Below are 15,101 nucleotides of genomic sequence, written 5' to 3' on the forward strand. Positions count from 1 at the left end.
TATTTGCTCAACAGAACTCAAGTTTTGCTATTTCCTCTGAAAAAAGCTGTTAGCGCGTTGGGCCAATTAACAGTGAGTGGCTTGGAGTACCTGACAAGCGGTCGTTTGCGGGGCAACTTGATTGTTTGGACGACAGGCGTCGTGTGCGGTCTTCCCGGTCGATGCATCGTTCGGTACTTGGTACAACTGATTGCCTACCGGCCAACCTGAGTTTTCTGCTGCCCACTGATGGTCCGATTGAATGTCCAAAACACGTACCTTCATCGCGATTGAGCCCTCGCCCGACGTTGTTGGCCACGCCGAACGAGCGCTGCTGCGATTGCGCCGCCTGGCCGACAACGTGAAGTGGGTGGAACGCGGCAACCTGCACTGGACGTTGCACTTTCTGGGCGAGATCGACGATCAGGAACTCTACGATGTGTGCCAGGCCGTCGAGCGCGGTGCGGCGGAAGTCGAACCGTTCACGCTCGAAGCCGCGGGTGTCGGCGCGTTTCCTTCGCAGTCGCGGCCGCGGACCCTTTGGATTGGCGCCGGAGCGGGCGGCGAGGCAATGGAGCTGTTGCACTCCAAGCTGCAGGAGCAACTGGAGCCTCTGGGATTCCGCGGCGAGAACCGCCGCTTCGTGCCCCACCTGACGCTGGGCCGTGCCGGTCGCGGTTTGCGTCCAGCCGAAACGGCAGCCTTGGCCGAGGAACTGGAGAAGCTCGTCGATTTTCCAGCCGGCAACCAAGTGGTCGACGAACTGACCATCTTCGCCAGCCGCCTGCGTCGCGAAGGCGCCGAGTACACGCCGGTCGCCCACGTTCCGCTGGCGGGTTAGCTGCGCGCGTTGCGCCAGCGGTGGCATAGATCGCGGGCCGCTGCGGGCCAATCGGGATGCTGAAACTTGAAGCCGCTCTCCAGCAGCCTGCCCGGTATCACGCGCCGGCTCTTCAGCACCAGCTCGGTTTCGGTTCGCATAAATATGGCCCCCAATTCCAGCATCCACTCGGTTGCCGGGAGTCCAATCTTCGTTCCCCACGCGCTGCGCAACTCGCGCATGAACTCGGCATTGGGCAGCGGATTCGGGGCGGCGAGATTCACCGCTCCGCTGAGGTCTTCGTGCCCCAGCAGCCAATACACCGCGGCGATGAAGTCGGCGTCGTGCATCCAGGAAATGTATTGCTCGCCACTCCCGGCGGTGCCACCCAGGCCGCGACGCACCAGCGTGAGCAGGGTATCGAAAATGCCTCCGCGATCGGGGCTCATGACCATGGCCGAACGCAGCTTGACTACGCGGGTCGATGGCAGGGAGAACTCGTCGCAGGCCGCCTCCCACGCCTTGGCCACGTCGATACTGAACCGCCAAGTGTCGGGAGCGTTGGGCTCATCGCCGCCCAGAATGCCCGTCGCCTCGTCGTTCGCGGCGTCAAATCGATGGGAGTAGATCGTCGCCGTGCTGGCTTGCAGCCACACCCGCGGAGGTGACGCGGCAGCTGCGATCGCTTCGCCGATCAAACGAGTTGTGACGACACGAGATTGCTTGATCTGCTCGCGATTGCGCTGGTGGTACCGGCAGTTGACGCTGCGGCCCGCCAAGTTGATCACCGCGTCGGCGTTGTCGAGTTCGTGGGTCCAAAGGCCCGGGCTTGATGCATTCCAGTGAACCGAACGCCACGCGGTCGATGGATTCGGCTGGCGAGTGAGGACAACCACTTCGTGGCCATCGCCGTGGAAGGCGCGTGCCAAGACCGTTCCCACTTGGCCGCTGCCACCGGGGATGATGACCTTCATGGTCGGCTTATTCGTTCAGAGAATCTCGAAGCAGATATTACAGCGATCGCATCGAGTCGCGAACCAATGGTTCAAGCTCTTTGGTGTTTCGCTCGATGCCCAGAATGATGGTCTTTTGCTCTACGCCATCGGGGGCGGAGGCAACCACCGGCACCACCTGGCGGCGGTCGGGCAGGTGCATCCGCACGGCGAAGGTTCCATCGGGGCGTAGCGTCACTGGCTCGCCTTCCACGGTTACGTGGGCGTGAGGATTCGTAGCGCCGTAGATCACCAGTTCGGCATCCACTGCAAAGCTCAGCTCTTCACGATCCTCCGCTTGAGCGCCGGCGCCGTTTCCGAAACGCGTTTCGGTGGGGCGGCCCATTCGGCGTTGCAGGCGTTCTTCGAGCAGTTGTTGCAGCTCCATGCTCGTGCCTTGGGCCGAGTAGCCACCGCTCATGGCAAAAATGCGATCGGCGTTTTCCGCCACGTCGCTCCAGTTGCCGTTCACCGCGTCGGTCGAGCCCGGCGTCGGCGTGGCTACTTTGCTGCTGCGGCACAAGCAGTAGAACGTGTCGTTCGCCCCGCTGTACCCAAGTTCGGCGCGGAACTGGCTCGGCGGTTCGCCAACATCGACGTACCAGTGATTCACACCGCCATGAATCGCGATGTCGCGGTACAGAGTCGAACTACCGTCTTCCAATACCTTGTAGATTCGCAGCGTTGGCTTCGCGCCGTGCCAGTTGTGACCCAAAGCGGTGCGGGCACGCTCGACGCTCGAAGGCTTGACTTCCCACAAAGCTTGCAGCCAGTAGGCGTCGCGGACCATCAAGACGATACGGTCCTTATCGGTCGCCGACTCTTCTTCGCTGGTGGAGATGTTTTTGAGCTGCGAGAGCCGGGTGCGGAGGGCATCGATACGCGACTTCGCGCGACGCTGCGCCGGGGTGAGCCGGGGCGTGCCGTTCGACGTGGATTTGCCGTTCTGTTCGACCGATGGTGGGCTATCTCCCCGTCGCTTGCGGCGGCGGGCCGCCTTGGCCAACGCGTCGATCAGTTCTTCCTTCCGCATGGAGTGCCAGCCGGTCACTCCCTCCTTTTTCGCCATCTGGGCGAGGTCCTTGCACGTATAGGTGCGGAGAGTCGCAGCGGTCATGTGTACCTGTTTATCTGTTGAGATTCTGCGCTAGCTTACCCTCGCGCGAGCATTGCGGAGGGAAGCGGCGGCTGGGTGGGACGGTGAGTTTTGGAGGGAATCTTGCGTGTACGGACGAGACGTCGCCGTGCCCTTGCTGTGCGAGAAACCTGCGCAATTGAGCATCACCGCTATGCCCAACCAACGGCCCCGCTTCAGACACGGCACAACAGCGAGAATTCTCCCGCCCGATACACTGCATACTAACCGAAATGCCCGCAGAATGCAACCAAAATCGGACGCTTTTGTTGCTGTAACATGTTGTGGCCAAAGGACTTGTGAAACTTTTCCGATTGCGTCGGGACTACGGCCGGATGACCGCATCCCACGGCAGGTCGGCGCGTGGCGCTGCAATCCAGCACCCATGATTTGCGGAGCGCCTCCATTCGGCATGACGTAAGTCCAAACGCCGTTGCGAGATACGGCGAGGGCTGCATTTGTGAAATTTTTCACGAATTCGCCCTCCCCGCCCGTTGACGCTCCATTTTGGCTGGCTTAAATTGCTGTCACGTAAAGACTTGGGGCGGATTGCGGTAGTGACGCGTTCGCTCCGAGTGTGATGTAAGTCGTTTGAGGAAGGTGATTTACGGTCAAGCGGGACTCCCAGCATGAGTTGGACCGCCAGCAGACCGCCCCTCCCAAATCGCCATTTGCCAACGCCTACCTGTGGGCCTCGCGCATTTTTACCGTCTCATTGGAGATGGTGTTGCCAGGCCTCCTTGGCGTGTGGGTCGATTCGCGATTGGGATGGTCGCCCTGGCTCAGCATCCTCGGCTTCGCCGGCGGACTGGTGCTGGGGTTCTGGCATCTGCTGGTGATGACCCGGCCGCCGACACCTCCCTCGAACAACTAGGCACTGACTTCGCGAGAGGCAGGCGATGCCTCGTTGGGCTACGCAATGGCTGGTTGCCACGTCGGCATTGTCGGCGCTGTTAGCAGCCTTTGCCTACTGGCAAGACGAGCCACTCGCTTGGAAGGGTCTGTTTGCGGGCGTCCTTGTTTCGTTGGTTACGCTGTTGGCTACCAGATGGTCGTTGGCAGCCAGCCGGTGGAGCAATAAACCGCTGCACCGGATGCTGCTGGAAACGTGCATCCGTGTCGCCATGCCGATGGGCTTCGTGCTGGCGATGGCAGTGGCCCGGCGGGACCTGTTAGAGCAGACGTTTTTGCTGTATTTTCTTCCGTTTCAGATTCTTACGATTGTGGTTGGTGTGGCTGATGCGATTCGGCATGTAGGCCAATCGCCCTGACCTTCGACGACTCGAAATAGCACGACGGCATGGCCAAAGACAACCCCCTGAGCGCCGAGCATCTGTTCGAGCATGTGCAGGATCAGCCGCATCTGCACGTGCCCCGCGGACTAGGGCACAACGGACACATCGAGATTCCCCAGCCGTTTCAGACGACTCATCCGTTGTGGGAGATGGACTCGGGCAACCCGACGCTCGACAATTTCTTCCTGCCGTTCGATTTGCAGCTAACCAAGTTCATGCTCATTGAGCTGGGCGTGGCGATTGTTATCGCTGTGTTGTTCATCGGCTTGGCAGCCCGCATTCGCTACGGTGGTCCCCCGAAGGGCCGTCTGTGGAACTTGCTGGAAGCGATGTACATGTTCATTCGCGATCAGGTCGCTCGGCCTGCGATTGGGCACGATGCAGATCGATTCCTGCCATTCCTGCTGACCTTGTTCTTCTTCATTCTTGGCTGCAACCTGGCGGGCATGATTCCTTGGCTGGGTTCTCCGACCGGCGTGATGGCCACCACCGCAGCACTTGCCTTGGTGACCTTCGCAGTGACTGTTGGCTCGGGTATTAAGCAGCTAGGGTTTGCCGGATTCCTTAAGGCACAAGTCCCACACATGGAACTGCCAGGAGCGCTGAAGTGGTTCCTGGTGCCCATGATATGGGTTATTGAGGTGCTTGGGTTGATGATCAAGCACGCAGTGCTTGCCGTTCGATTGCTAGCCAACATGATGGCCGGACATATCGTGTTGGCCGTGATTCTGGGATTCATCGCGTTTGCAGCCATTGAAGGTGGCCCTTGGCTTGCCTCAGGCGTCGCACCCGTTAGTACTGTTGCGGTGATTGCGCTGAGCTTACTTGAATTGTTTGTCGCCTTTCTTCAGGCGTACGTATTCGTCTTTCTCGCGGCGCTGTTTATTGGAGCTGCCGTCCACCCCCATTAGCCGACCGACGTTGCTTCCTCCGTCGGCCAGCAGTTGTTTTACACAGGAGATTAAAAGTCGTGGTCAAGATGTTTCGACTATTCATGATGTGCTTTGCGATGACGTTGATTGCTGCTCCCGCCTTCGCTCAAGGCGACGACGAAGGAGCCGCAGGTGATGCACCCGCCGCGGCGGCCGCACTGACCGCCGAGCAGCAACTGCAACAATCCAATACGCAATTCGGCAAGCTGGCCGGTGGTATTGGCGCCGGTTTGGTGCTGCTGGGCATGGGCCTGGGCATTGGCCGTATTGGCGGACAAGCCGTTGAAGGCATGTCGCGTCAGCCGGAAGCAGCCAACTCGATTCAGACCGCCATGATTATCGCGGCGGCCCTGATCGAAGGTGCGGGCTTCTTCGCGCTCGCGATCTGCGGCTTCTTGCTCTAACTCGACACGGTTTGCGTTCGGCCCCGTCTAGAGGTCGCGCGTTAAGTGGCAATTCCGTTGGCGATGTCGCTGGCGGAGAGCTGTTATTCGACGGGAACACTTGAATGTTCAATAGCATGAGTCCGATCGCCTTGCGACGCTTAGGCGGGATTGTGTGTCTGGTGGCACTTGGGTTCAGCATCGTAAATGCACCGATCGTGCAAGCGGCCGATGCTGCTCATGAGCACGCAGCCGAAGGCGAGCACGTCGCTGGAGAGGAACCTGGTGGTGTCATCAATCCGCTGGTGATCGATCCAGACCTCGCCTTGTGGACCGTGATCATCTTCGGTCTGCTCTTGCTCGTGTTGTGGAAGTTTGCCTGGGGACCAATTGTCCAGGCGCTCGATACCCGCGAGAAGACGATCGAGGACCACTTGGCCGCGGCTGCGGCGAAGCACGAGGAAGCCAAGGGTTTGTTGGCCGCGCACGAGGCGCGGTTGGCCACCGCCAAGGACGAGGTGCGGGAGATGCTCGAGGAAGCACGTCGCGATGCCGAAGCCACGAAGACGCAGATCGTTGCCGAGGCCGAGGCAGCCGCCACCGCGCGGCATGACCGTGTGATTCGCGACATCGAGCAAGCCCGCGACAGTGCCGTGCGTCAACTGGCCGAGACGAGCGCCAACCTGGCGGTCGACCTGGCCGGTAAGGTGGTACAGCAGAACCTGTCGGCCGAGCAACAAGCCGAGTTGGTTCGCGAGGCAACCAGCAAGCTGGCCGCGAGTACCCCAAGTAACAACTGATTCCGAGTGTCGTTCGCTCAGCGGACGGACATCCTTCAACCAACGTTCGGTAATCGAACAACCCTATGCAACCCGATCGATCCACGGATATGACCAGCGCCGAAACGGTGCTCGATATCGACCAGGAACAACTGGCGCGTATTTACGCCAAGGCGTTCTTGTCGGCCACCGCGTCGATGGACCGGGATGCGTTGGTGGAGGAACTGGAGTCGCTGGTGGCCGATGTGCTGGATAAGTTTCCCGACTTCGATTTCAACCTGACATCGAACTTCCTCTCGCACGAAGAACGCGAGGAGTTGATCGACAAGGTGTTCGGGCCGCGTGCCTCGGCGTCGGTGGTGAACCTGTTGAAGACGCTGTCGAAGAATGGCCGGCCGGGCATGGTGCGGTCGGTGGTTCGCACCGTACGCAAGATGTACGGCGAGATGCACGGTCGGCACGAGGTTCGCGTTTATGCACCGCAGGAGTTGAGCGCCGACCTGCAGGCAGGCTTAGAGCAGGCTTTGCAGGCGCGATTGGGAGTAATGGCCGACTTCCACTTTCACATCAAGCCCGATTTGATTGGTGGCATGGTGGTGCAGGTGGGCGACACGGTATTCGATGGTTCGGTACGCACCACGCTCGAGCGTGCCCGACGGAAAATGGTAATGCAGGCGGTCGAGGCCATCGAAACCCGACCCGAGTCGTTTTTCGACGACACAGAAGCGTAAATAGTTAATCACTCACGACGAGTTCAATAGCTGGAGCGTGCGAAGCCGAGTGGTCGGCCCGCTCGTTGTTCTGGAGCCCAACGATGAAATTCAATAGCGACGAAATCGCATCTGTCATTCAGGCGCAGATCGCCAACTACAACGCGGACATCGACGTTCGCGAAGTGGGGCGCGTGCTCGAGGTTGGTGACGGCATCGCCCAGGTGTACGGTCTCAGCGGCGTGATGGCCGGCGAGATGGTGGAGTTCGAGAACGGCGTGAACGGCCTGGCGTTCAACCTCGAAGAGAACTCCGTCGGTGTGATCATTCTGGGCGACTACCTCACTATCGCCGAGGGCGAGGAAGTTCGCAGCACCGGCCAACTGCTGAGCGTGCCGGTCGGCGACGAACTGCTGGGACGCGTGGTTGATCCGCTGGGCAACCCGCTGGACGGCAAAGGACCCATCAACACCAGCAAACGCCGCCCCGTGGAAGTGATCGCCACCGGCGTGGCTGAGCGTCAGCCGGTGTGCGAACCGATGCAGACGGGCATCAAAGCGATCGACGCGATGACGCCCATCGGCCGCGGCCAGCGTGAGTTGATCATCGGCGACCGCAAAACCGGCAAGACGGCCGTCGCGATCGACGCGATCATCAACCAGCGCGACAGCGGCGTGAAGTGCTTCTACGTGGCGGTTGGCCAGAAAGAGTCGACCGTCGCCGGCGTGATTGAGAAGCTCCGCGACACCGGCGCGATGGATTACACCACGGTGATCGTGGCCGGGGCGAGCGACCCTGCCCCGCTGCAGTACATCGCCCCCTACTCTGGCACCGCGATGGCCGAAGAGTACATGTTCAACAGCGGCCACGCATTGATCGTTTACGACGACCTCAGCAAGCAGGCGGTCGCTTACCGCCAGTTGTCGCTGCTGATGCGTCGCCCGCCGGGCCGCGAGGCGTTCCCTGGCGACGTGTTCTACTGCCACAGCCGCTTGCTCGAGCGTTCGGCCAAGCTGTCGGACGAGTTGGGCGGTGGTTCCATTACTTCGCTGCCGATCATCGAAACGCTTGAAGGCGAGGTATCGGCCTACATTCCGACCAACGTGATTTCGATTACCGACGGGCAGATCTACCTGCAACCGGACTTGTTCTTCGCCGGCGTGAAGCCAGCGATGAACGCTGGTATCTCGGTGTCGCGTGTGGGTGGTAACGCCCAGATCAAGGCCATGAAGAAGGTGGCCGGCGGTTTGCGTCTCGACCTGGCCGCGTTCCGCGAACTCGAAGCGTTCGCCCAGCTCGGTACGGAGCTCGACCCCGCCACTCAGGCGCGGCTCGACCGCGGCTATCGCATGGTGGAACTGCTGAAGCAGGGCCAGTACGTGCCGATGAACGTGGTGGACGAGGTGCTGATCATCTACGCCGGCACGAAGGGCCACCTCGACCACGTCGATGTGCACGACGTGGCCCAGTGGGAGAAGGAGTTCATCACCTTCATGCACGATCAGAAACCCGAAGTGCGTCAGGCGCTCACCGACAAGCAAGCTCTCGATGACGACATCGTGGAGATGGTGGAGACATCGCTCTCGGAGTTCAAAGGCCAATGGGACTCGAAGGGAGCCTCGAAGCCGAGCGAATAGCCCACGGCGGATCCAAGGTAATTTCATAGCGATCTAAACGGATTGAAATCCGTTCTATTTGAACATGGCAAATCCACGCGAACTCGATAAACGACGCAAGTCGATCAAGAACATCCGCAAGATTACGCGGACGATGGAATTGATCGCCACCGCGCGGTTCCGCAAAGCCATGGACCGCGCCAGCGCCGCCACGGCCTACACCGATCAGATCATGAAGCTGGTGAAGGACCTGGTGAGTTCTGGTGTTTCGGTCGAGCATCCGCTGCTGGAGCAACGATCGGATGTGAACAACGCAGCGTTGTTGGTGCTGTCGGCGAATCGCGGATTCTGCGGCGGCTTCAACGGCAACGTGGTTCGTGCCGGGTTGAGCCACCTGAAGACGATGAAGGGAGAAGCCGAGAATGTCCGCGTCGAAATCAGCGGCAAGCGAGGCATCTCCGGATTCAAGCAAGGCCGCGTCGAGGCCGACCACTTCTTCACCAACTTCGAAGACAAGCCGGCTTACGACGATGTCGAGCTGATCGCCAACCGCTACCTGGGAGAGTACGCCGCCGGCATGCTCGATCGGTTGGACGTGGTGTACACGCGGTTCGAAAGCGTCTCGAAGCAGCACGTCACCATCGAAACGCTGCTGCCGCTGGGCGGTTTGGACGTCGGTGAAGTTGAGCCACAAGAATCGGGCTCCACCGTGTACGAGTTCCTCCCCTCGCCCGAGAGCATTCTCGAAGAGGTCGTGCCGACCAGCTTCCGCGTGAAACTGTTCAAGTGCTTCCTCGACACGGCCGTGAGCGAGCAAATCGCTCGGATGGTCGCGATGAAGGGCGCCACGGAAAACGCGGGCGACTTGATCAAGCAACTCAGCATGCAATACAACCGCGCCCGCCAGGGACGCATTACGTCGGAACTGATGGACCTGATCGGCGGCGTCGAAGCCCTGAGTTAGGCCCACCTGCGCCAGCCGTCCGATACCCAATCACAATTGACTACCTAAAACCGTCAACAGCAAAACCATGTCAACAATCACCGGAAACATTGGTCACATCACGCAGGTCATCGGCTCGACGTTCGACGTGGAGTTCCCGGAAGACCAACTGCCCCCGATCTACAACGCGGTGAAGATCCAAGCCGAGCAGAAGGGCGTGAAGATCGACCTCACCGGCGAGGTGCAGCAGCACCTGGGTGGCGGTCGCGTTCGCTGCATTGCCCTGGGCACCACCGACGGCCTGGTGCGTGGTCAGGAGTGCGTCGACACCGGCGGGCCGGTCAGCGTGCCGGTGGGCGAAGAGACACTCGGCCGCGTGTTTAACGTGCTGGGCGAGCCCGTGGATGGCCGCGGTCCTGTGAGTGCATCGGAGACGTGGCCCATTCACCGCGAGGCCCCGGAGCTCAAGGACCTGGCGACCAAGACCGAGGTGTTCGAGACCGGTATCAAGGTGATCGACCTGCTGACCCCGTTCGTGCGTGGTGGTAAGGCCGGTCTATTCGGTGGTGCTGGTCTGGGCAAGACCGTTATTCTCACCGAGCTGATTGCTCGTATCGCTACCCAACACGGTGGCTACTCTGTTTTCGCGGGGGTGGGTGAGCGAACTCGCGAAGGAACCGACCTGTGGCTCGAAATGCAGGAAGCCAAGATTGGCGATACTGGTAAGAGCGTCATCGACCAGACCTGCATGGTGTTCGGTCAGATGAACGAGCCGCCTGGATCGCGTCTGCGTGTGGCCCTTTCGGCGCTGACCATGGCCGAGTACTTCCGCGACAAGACGGGTGCCGACACGCTGTTGTTCGTCGACAACATCTTCCGCTTCTCGCAAGCGGGTAGTGAGGTGTCCGCGCTGTTGGGTCGTATGCCTTCGGCCGTGGGTTACCAACCGACGCTGGCCAGCGAGATGGGCGCCCTGCAGGAGCGGATTGCTTCGACCAGCAAGGGTGCGATTACGTCGGTGCAAGCGGTTTACGTTCCGGCGGACGATCCCACCGACCCTGCCCCGGCTACCGCGTTCGGTCAGCTCGACGCGTTCATTTACCTCGAGCGTTCGATTTCGGAGAAAGGTATCTACCCGGCGGTCGACCCGCTGGCTTCGTCGAGCCGTATTCTCGATCCTCAATACGTTGGCGAACGCCACTACAACTGTGCCCGCCGAGTGCAGACCACACTGCAGCGTTACCGTGAATTGCAGGACATCATCGCGATTCTCGGTGTCGACGAACTGAGCGAAGAGGACAAGCAAGTGGTGCACCGCGCCCGCCGTATCGAACGGTTCCTGTCGCAGCCGTTCTACGTGGCCGAAGTGTTTACCGGTAAGAGTGGCGAGTTTACCTCCATCGAAGACACAATTCGTAGCTTCGAAGAAATCTGCGACGGCAAGTGGGATCACCTCTCTGAAGAGTCCTTCATGTACGTCGGCCCGATTGAGCAGGCCGAAGAGCAGTGGAAGAAGTCGCAGAAGTAATCGCACGAGCGTAAGGTTTCACGATGGCAGATTCAGCAAACAACTCGGCCAATCTAAAGCTCGTGGTGGTCACGCCCGAAGCGACCGTGCTCGATGTATCGGCCGGGTTTGTGGTGGTGCCGCTGTACGATGGTGAGCTGGGCATCGGGAGCGGACACGCACCGATGATCGGCCGCCTGGGCTTTGGCGAGCTGCGCTATCGTGTTGGCAACGAAACCCAAAAGTACTACGTCGACGGCGGCTTCGTTCAGGTGCAGGACAATTCCATCTCGGTGCTGACCAATCGAGCCTTGGCTACCGCGGATATCGACGTTGCAGCGGCCGAAGCGCAGCTCAAAGAAGCTGTCGCCAGCAAGACTTCGAACCCGCAAGAAATGGCCATTCGCGAGCGATTGATGCTCCAGGCTCGGGCGCAGAAGCGCATGGCGTCTAAGAAATAGTCGCGGCTACCGCGTGCGTTCTTTTTCGACCGCGAAACACCACGTGTATCAGATGGCTTCCGGCCCGCGCTCGCCGGTGCGTATCCGGATGCAGTCGTCTAGCGGCAGGACGAAGATCTTGCCGTCGCCAATCTCGCCCGACTCGCCGGTGCGGCCGCCGCGGATGATTGCGTTGATCGTCGGTTCGACGAAATCCTCGTTCACGGCGATTTGCAATTGCACCTTGCGAAGCAGGTTCACAGAGATCTCGTGGCCGCGGTAGACCTCGGTTTGCCCTTTCTGGCGGCCGAAGCCCTGGACATCCATGATCGTAAGCCGAACGACTTCGACATCCGAAAGGGCCGCTTTGACGTCTTCGAGTTTGCTGGGCTGAATAATGGCGAGGATGAGCTTCATGGCGAGCTTCTTGCGTATCGGAGGGGGCAGCTAAGGGGGCCGTCGCACTGGCGACCGCCCGTATTTTAGCATGCCCCAGATAGGCCTGTCACGTGCCATCGCCGGGCGGAGTTTTAGGTTGGTTCCTTGCCGAATTCCGGTGTACTGCGACGCGGAATCTGGTTGCCCCGCGCGTCCGCGAGTGCTTAGCCTAAGGCTGTGGGCGACCACCTGGTCGCCGCCCGACTTCCCTGAATCGAAAGATACGCTATGCGAATGGTCCGCAGGACGCTGGTCTGTTGGTGGCTCGTGTGGTTGAGCGCGTCGACCTCGGCCGCCGACCGCCCGAACATCTTGTTCATTTTCTCGGACGATCACGCGTCGAAAGCCGTGAGTGCCTACGATCGCTCGCTCATCGAGACGCCCAACATCGATCGCATTGCGCGGCAAGGGATTCGGTTCGACAACTGCTTCGCTACCAACTCGCTGTGCTCACCCAGCCGAGCGGTGGTGCTGACGGGAAAGCACAGCCATTTGAATAGCAAGAAAGGCAACAACAAAGGGGAAGTGTTCGATGGCAGCCAGGTGACGTTTCCCAAGTTGCTGCAAAAGGCGGGCTACCAAACCGCGCTGATCGGCAAATGGCACCTGGAGTCGGAGCCCACCGGGTTCGACCACTGGAGCATCCTGCCCGGCCAGGGCCACTACTACCAGCCCGACTTCATCACGCCCGAGGGAACAATAAGTAAGCGTGGCTACGTAACCGATGTGGTGACCGATATGAGCCTCGATTGGTTGCAGCGCGAGCGGGATCCCGATAAACCGTTCTTGTTGATGTGCCACCACAAAGCCCCGCACCGCGAAGTGCATCCGGCGATTCGGCATCTCGACTTGCTGCAGAGCGTGGACTTTCCCGAACCGGAGAATCTCATGGAGGACCTCACCGCCCGCTGGGGCGAAGAGGCTCCGCAGGGAATTCGGTTGGACAAGGTGCTCGACCTGACCAGCTCGTTGCGCATTCCGCCGGATGCGCTCGGCAGGAAAGGAAAAGTGCCTCGCAACTATCAGCAAGGACGCGGCAGAATGACGCCCGAAGAGCTTTCGGCGTGGGATCGTGCCTATGAGCAGCGGATCGCGGAGTTTCTCGAGCACCGACCGCAGGGAAAGCAACTGCGGCAATGGATGTACCAGGAGATCATGCGTGATTACCTGCGGACGGTGGTGGCGATCGACGAAAACGTTGGTCGACTGCTCGACTATCTCGATGAGTCCGGATTGGCGGACAACACGTTGGTGGTGTACTCCTCGGACCAGGGGTTCTTCCTGGGCGAGCATGGCTTATTCAACAAACGCTACATGTACGAGGAGTCAATTCGCATGCCGCTGGTGATGCGCTGGCCTGGGCATATACGCGGAGGGAGCCAGTCGGACGCGCTAGTGCAGAATCTCGACTTTGCTCAAACGTTCTTGGACGCCGCCGGCGTGGCGGCGCCGGATGAAATGCAAGGCGAGTCGCTGGTGCCGTTGTTGAATGGCAGTGCGCGGGCCCCGTGGCGCGACGAGGTTTACTATCGCTACTACGGCTCATCGGGTAGCTTCGCCGTGCCGGCCCACTATGGAGTCCGCACCGCGAGATACAAGCTCATTTACTTTTACAAGCTCGACCTGTGGGAACTGTTTGACCTGGAGAACGACCCACAGGAGATGCAGAATCTCGCCAACGATCCCGAGCATCAAGACTTGCTGGCAGAAATGAAGGGTCGATTGAGGGACGTGCAGATTCGCTATCGTGAGAAGCGGCCACTCAGCGAAGCGAAGTAGCCGACACGCAGTGCGTTCAAACACCGCTGGCGAGATCCAGGTAGGGACACCCCGGCTTGGGCGGTTCAGGCGGTGAAACCACCCAAGCCATGTGGGGCATCCTTCTGGATTGGGCGGAAACGCGGCCCTGGTGAATCAGCGCGGCGGGCTGCGAGAGAAAGCAAGGCACTCGCTAGATACTGCCTCAAGAGGCTCCCCTGTTGCGCCAAGCCTGTCGGATGCGGATGAGCCAGGCGGTAAACTCATCCGCACCCGAGCCAGGCCAGCTTGGATTCTGTTCCGGCCCTATGCCGTCTGTCAGCCGGCCGGCCTCAGTCCGAGCGAGCCAGGCGGTAAACTCGCTCGAACTGTTATAGGCCAGCTTGTGTTGCCGCTTGAAGCCGGAGCAAGCCTCGCGGACGTGGGCGGGCCAGGCGGTAAACCCGTCCACGTCCGCTTGGAGGCCAGATTGTGTTCGCTGTAAAGCAGGCCCAGGTTCGGGCAGGCCAGGCGGTAAACCTACCCGAACCATGTGAGCCAGCTTGTGTTTTGTTTTCGCCTCCGCTGTGTGGAGCAGGCCTTAGTTTGGGTGAGCCAGGCGGTAAACTCACCCAAACCTAGTAGGCCAGCTTGTGTTTTGGCTAGCAGGCCCTGAGTTCGGATGGCCCAGGCGGTAAAGCCATCCGAACTCGTGTAGGCCAGCTTGTGTTTTGGTTAGCAGGCCCTGAGTTCGGACGGCCCAGGCGGTAAAGCCATCCGAACTCGTAGTAGGCCAGCTTGTGTTCTCTCTTAATGTTCGTTGTCACGCCTGGCATCTTGTGTAGCAGGCCCAGGTTCGGGCAGGCCAGGCGGTAAACCTACCCGAACCATGTGAGCCAGCTTGTGTTCTGTTCCCGCCTCCGCTGTTTGGAGCAGGCCTTGGTTTGGGTGAGCCAGGCGGTAAACTCACCCAAACCTTGTAGGCCAGCTTGTGTTTGCTGAGCAGGCCCTGAGTTCGGATGGCCCAGGCGGTAAAGCCATCCGAACTCGTGTAGGCCAGCTTGTGTTTTGGTTAGCAGGCCCTGAGTTCGGACGGCCCAGGCGGTAAAGCCATCCGAACTCGTAGTAGGCCAGCTTGTGTTCTCTCTTAATGTTCGTTGTCACGCCTGGCATCTTGTGTAGCAGGCCCAGGTTCGGGCAGGCCAGGCGGTAAACCTACCCGAACCATGTGAGCCAGCTTGTGTTCTGTTCCCGCCTCCGCTGTTTGGAGCAGGCCTTGGTTTGGGTGAGCCAGGCGGTAAACTCACCCAAACCTTGTAGGCCAGCTTGTGTTTGCTGAGCAGGCCCTGAGTTCGGATGGCCCAGGCGGTAAAGCCATCCGAACTCGTAGAAGGC

At 60.1% G+C, this 15,101-nt stretch carries 15 protein-coding genes; 12 read left to right on the top strand and 3 right to left on the bottom strand.

Annotation, left to right across the window (positions count from 1 at the left end; all coding sequences use genetic code 11):
- The first annotated feature begins 241 nt into the window (after window positions 1-241).
- Window positions 242-820, top strand: coding sequence for an RNA 2',3'-cyclic phosphodiesterase (gene thpR, locus ACQK2L_RS19955; protein ID WP_425398803.1), 579 nt, complete (start codon window positions 242-244; stop codon window positions 818-820).
- Here thpR and ACQK2L_RS19960 read toward each other — a convergent pair.
- Window positions 817-1,773, bottom strand: coding sequence for a TIGR01777 family oxidoreductase (locus ACQK2L_RS19960; RefSeq protein ID WP_425398804.1), 957 nt, complete (start codon window positions 1,771-1,773; stop codon window positions 817-819). The two genes, thpR and ACQK2L_RS19960, sit on opposite strands and share 4 nt — an antisense overlap.
- Window positions 1,774-1,810: 37 nt before the next feature.
- The gene (locus ACQK2L_RS19965) at window positions 1,811-2,908 is read right to left on the bottom strand and encodes a DUF4912 domain-containing protein (protein ID WP_425398805.1); all 1,098 of its coding nucleotides are present in this window, start codon (window positions 2,906-2,908) and stop codon (window positions 1,811-1,813) included.
- A gap of 745 nt (window positions 2,909-3,653) precedes the next feature.
- Between ACQK2L_RS19965 and ACQK2L_RS19970 the strand changes: the two genes are divergently transcribed.
- The 10 genes from ACQK2L_RS19970 to atpC all read left to right on the top strand — a co-directional run bounded on the left by ACQK2L_RS19970 (window position 3,654) and on the right by atpC (window position 11,552).
- Entirely contained in the window at window positions 3,654-3,800 is a 147-nt protein-coding gene (locus tag ACQK2L_RS19970; RefSeq protein ID WP_425398806.1) for a hypothetical protein, read from the top strand.
- A 25-nt stretch (window positions 3,801-3,825) separates the two neighbouring features.
- The gene (locus ACQK2L_RS19975; RefSeq protein WP_425398807.1) at window positions 3,826-4,197 is read left to right on the top strand and encodes a hypothetical protein; all 372 of its coding nucleotides are present in this window, start codon (window positions 3,826-3,828) and stop codon (window positions 4,195-4,197) included.
- Between the two features lie 29 nt (window positions 4,198-4,226).
- Complete coding sequence (atpB, locus tag ACQK2L_RS19980; RefSeq protein ID WP_425398808.1) at window positions 4,227-5,132, top strand: F0F1 ATP synthase subunit A; 906 nt, start codon at window positions 4,227-4,229, stop codon at window positions 5,130-5,132.
- A gap of 68 nt (window positions 5,133-5,200) precedes the next feature.
- A complete protein-coding gene (gene atpE / locus ACQK2L_RS19985; RefSeq protein ID WP_425401108.1) occupies window positions 5,201-5,557 on the top strand; it encodes an ATP synthase F0 subunit C in 357 nt (118 codons plus the stop codon).
- A gap of 104 nt (window positions 5,558-5,661) precedes the next feature.
- The gene (atpF, locus tag ACQK2L_RS19990; protein WP_425398809.1) at window positions 5,662-6,336 is read left to right on the top strand and encodes a F0F1 ATP synthase subunit B; all 675 of its coding nucleotides are present in this window, start codon (window positions 5,662-5,664) and stop codon (window positions 6,334-6,336) included.
- 65 nt (window positions 6,337-6,401) lie between these two features.
- A complete protein-coding gene (gene atpH / locus ACQK2L_RS19995) occupies window positions 6,402-7,046 on the top strand; it encodes an ATP synthase F1 subunit delta (RefSeq protein WP_425398810.1) in 645 nt (214 codons plus the stop codon).
- A gap of 83 nt (window positions 7,047-7,129) precedes the next feature.
- Entirely contained in the window at window positions 7,130-8,662 is a 1,533-nt protein-coding gene (gene atpA / locus ACQK2L_RS20000) for a F0F1 ATP synthase subunit alpha (protein ID WP_425398811.1), read from the top strand.
- Between the two features lie 64 nt (window positions 8,663-8,726).
- Window positions 8,727-9,605 carry an ATP synthase F1 subunit gamma gene (gene atpG, locus ACQK2L_RS20005; RefSeq protein WP_425398812.1) on the top strand — a complete coding sequence of 293 codons (879 nt, stop codon included), beginning with the start codon at window positions 8,727-8,729 and terminating at the stop codon, window positions 9,603-9,605.
- 67 nt (window positions 9,606-9,672) lie between these two features.
- Entirely contained in the window at window positions 9,673-11,112 is a 1,440-nt protein-coding gene (gene atpD / locus ACQK2L_RS20010; RefSeq protein WP_425398813.1) for a F0F1 ATP synthase subunit beta, read from the top strand.
- A gap of 23 nt (window positions 11,113-11,135) precedes the next feature.
- Window positions 11,136-11,552, top strand: coding sequence for an ATP synthase F1 subunit epsilon (gene atpC / locus ACQK2L_RS20015; RefSeq protein ID WP_425398814.1), 417 nt, complete (start codon window positions 11,136-11,138; stop codon window positions 11,550-11,552).
- Between the two features lie 48 nt (window positions 11,553-11,600).
- On the opposite strand, the gene ACQK2L_RS20020 is transcribed toward atpC, so the two are convergent.
- On the bottom strand, window positions 11,601-11,948 hold the full coding sequence (locus ACQK2L_RS20020; RefSeq protein WP_425398815.1) for a P-II family nitrogen regulator: 348 nt from the start codon (window positions 11,946-11,948) through the stop codon (window positions 11,601-11,603).
- Between the two features lie 249 nt (window positions 11,949-12,197).
- Here ACQK2L_RS20020 and ACQK2L_RS20025 point away from each other — a divergent pair, with 249 nt between their 5' ends.
- Window positions 12,198-13,748 carry a sulfatase family protein gene (locus ACQK2L_RS20025; RefSeq protein ID WP_425398816.1) on the top strand — a complete coding sequence of 517 codons (1,551 nt, stop codon included), beginning with the start codon at window positions 12,198-12,200 and terminating at the stop codon, window positions 13,746-13,748.
- The last annotated feature ends 1,353 nt before the right edge of the window (window positions 13,749-15,101 follow it).

Source organism: Aeoliella sp. (assembly GCF_965227375.1).
Lineage (GTDB): Bacteria > Planctomycetota > Planctomycetia > Pirellulales > Lacipirellulaceae > Aeoliella.

Excerpts from the sequence above, each read along its gene's own strand:
- thpR (WP_425398803.1), top strand. The coding sequence starts at position 242 with ATGTCCAAAACACGTACCTTCATCGCGATTGAGCCCTCGCCCGACGTT.
- ACQK2L_RS19960 (WP_425398804.1), bottom strand. The coding sequence starts at position 1,773 with ATGAAGGTCATCATCCCCGGTGGCAGCGGCCAAGTGGGAACGGTCTTG.
- ACQK2L_RS19965 (WP_425398805.1), bottom strand. The coding sequence starts at position 2,908 with ATGACCGCTGCGACTCTCCGCACCTATACGTGCAAGGACCTCGCCCAG.
- ACQK2L_RS19975 (WP_425398807.1), top strand. The coding sequence starts at position 3,826 with ATGCCTCGTTGGGCTACGCAATGGCTGGTTGCCACGTCGGCATTGTCG.
- atpB (WP_425398808.1), top strand. The coding sequence starts at position 4,227 with ATGGCCAAAGACAACCCCCTGAGCGCCGAGCATCTGTTCGAGCATGTG.
- atpE (WP_425401108.1), top strand. The coding sequence starts at position 5,201 with ATGTTTCGACTATTCATGATGTGCTTTGCGATGACGTTGATTGCTGCT.
- atpF (WP_425398809.1), top strand. The coding sequence starts at position 5,662 with ATGTTCAATAGCATGAGTCCGATCGCCTTGCGACGCTTAGGCGGGATT.
- atpH (WP_425398810.1), top strand. The coding sequence starts at position 6,402 with ATGCAACCCGATCGATCCACGGATATGACCAGCGCCGAAACGGTGCTC.
- atpA (WP_425398811.1), top strand. The coding sequence starts at position 7,130 with ATGAAATTCAATAGCGACGAAATCGCATCTGTCATTCAGGCGCAGATC.
- atpG (WP_425398812.1), top strand. The coding sequence starts at position 8,727 with ATGGCAAATCCACGCGAACTCGATAAACGACGCAAGTCGATCAAGAAC.
- atpD (WP_425398813.1), top strand. The coding sequence starts at position 9,673 with ATGTCAACAATCACCGGAAACATTGGTCACATCACGCAGGTCATCGGC.
- atpC (WP_425398814.1), top strand. The coding sequence starts at position 11,136 with ATGGCAGATTCAGCAAACAACTCGGCCAATCTAAAGCTCGTGGTGGTC.
- ACQK2L_RS20020 (WP_425398815.1), bottom strand. The coding sequence starts at position 11,948 with ATGAAGCTCATCCTCGCCATTATTCAGCCCAGCAAACTCGAAGACGTC.
- ACQK2L_RS20025 (WP_425398816.1), top strand. The coding sequence starts at position 12,198 with ATGCGAATGGTCCGCAGGACGCTGGTCTGTTGGTGGCTCGTGTGGTTG.